Origin of the sequence: Campylobacter sp. S4:11 (assembly GCF_024723695.1) — a bacterium.
GTDB classification, from domain to species: Bacteria; Campylobacterota; Campylobacteria; order Campylobacterales; family Campylobacteraceae; genus Campylobacter_D; species Campylobacter_D jejuni_C.
The window spans coordinates 1-1854 of record NZ_JANQDC010000049.1; the positions used below are offsets into that span (position 1 = coordinate 1).

The following is a 1854-nucleotide window of genomic DNA, read 5'->3' on the forward strand; positions in this document are numbered from 1 at the left end:
AGCAGAAGCGATGATTTCAATTTTACCATTATCATAAATATGAGTGATTTTTTCTGAAACATCTATAGTGTATTTTCCTAAAAGATCTTGCATAATTTTTATAGTATTAGGGTTGATAGCTATATTAGGAAAATTCCAACCATAAATACTAGGAGCATTAAAAGTATAAACTTCGTTAGGGCTAAAAGATAATTTGTCTTTATATTTAATATCGCAATATATCAAAGCCATTTGAGCTAAATACCCACCCAATGAATGTCCTACAAATATAATGCTTTTGTGTTTATTTTTGATTATTTTATTTACTTGTTCTAAAAATTCTAAAAGAGAAGAAGATTGGAGATTGCCATTAAGAGATAAGACTAAGTCTTGGGTTGTATCTAAAGCAGTTTCCCATGTCGCTTTTAAATCTTTAAAAGAAACTTCAGTTCCTCTAAATCCTACAACAAATTTATCTTTTTCTTTATCATAAAACAAAGTAGCACTAAAACCACTTAAAGTGTTAGGCTGATGAAATTGAACTTCATATCTTTGAGAGAAATTCCTAGCTTGTAATTCTCCAAATTCTCCATTTAATTCACCTTTGCCAATAAAACTATATTCTTGTCCGACCTTTTCTTTTCTTCCAGCTATATTTCCGTTATAACTTAAACTTACAAGCTCATTTAAAGTAACGATAGTTTCATTTTCTTGTAATATACAACCTTTTAAATCAAAATAAAAATAACTAGCTTGTGCAAGTTCTGCATAATCTTTTAAATTATTGATTTGAGTTTTCATTTTTATTTCTTTTAATTAAATAAATTATTGCAAATATTATAATATGCATCACAATAATAATTAAGCACAGCTCAAAATTACTATTATTTCTATTAATCAGTAGTAGCAACAAATAGCAACAAATAGTAACAAATAGTAACAAATATATTTTTTGTATTTCTTGCTTTTTTATAAATCAAACAATAAAAATAAGGCAACAATGGAAAAAGATATAACACAACAAGAAAAAAGAACATTTCAGTAAAAGTTGCATCATATGCCATATAATAACCTAAAATAGCCCCAAATCCCCAAATTATAATCCAAATAATATATAGATTTTTTAGTATTATCACACTACTTCCTTTTTTGTTGAAATTTAAATTTTTATTAAAAAATCAAAAAAACCAATCTATACAAGTTTAGCATAATTTTTGAGATTGTTAATTTGAGCTTTATTACTCATTTTTTAAATCCATATAGAAAATAAAAAGATATAAAAAAATGTATAAAAAAATACAAAATAATAAAGAAAAATAATAAGAAAGTTCTTTTCTAAATTTAATAGATATTATTAAAAATAATATTGTATAAATACCTAATATTGTTACATAATTAAAAAATCCCCCCGAGATAAAGAAAAATAAAGAAAAATAAAGAAAAATAAAGAAAAATAAAGAAAAATAAAGAAAAATATTTTTGGATTTAATAGTTTCTTGTAGTGTTAAATATGATATGTAAGGTAACAATGGATAAGAATATATAAAAAATGCAATCTTTAACATATCACCAAAAAATTCTATATCACTAAAATAAGCATATAAAGAACTAAACAAAAAAATAATTCCCCAAAACATCCCCCAAGCAATGTATATTTTTTTTAATAAACCCATTTATTTTCCTTTTTATATTTTTAATAAAATTATCCTACTTTTTAAAAATCAAAATATAATTACACTAGGAACCATTCCAACCATAAACACTAGAGGCATTAAAACTATAAACTTCACTGGGACTAAAAGATAGCTTGTCTTTATATTTAACATCACAATATATCAAAGCCCCACTTAAAGTGTTAGACTAATGTTTTAAAAT

1 protein-coding gene is annotated in these 1854 nt (G+C 23.8%); it reads right to left on the reverse strand.

The annotated features are described in order from the left end of the window. A partial coding sequence (locus tag CAMP5053_RS08035) for a lipase family protein (protein ID WP_337217624.1) occupies positions 1-780 on the reverse strand: 780 nt, incomplete at its 3' end. Positions 781-1854: the final 1074 nt, after the last annotated feature.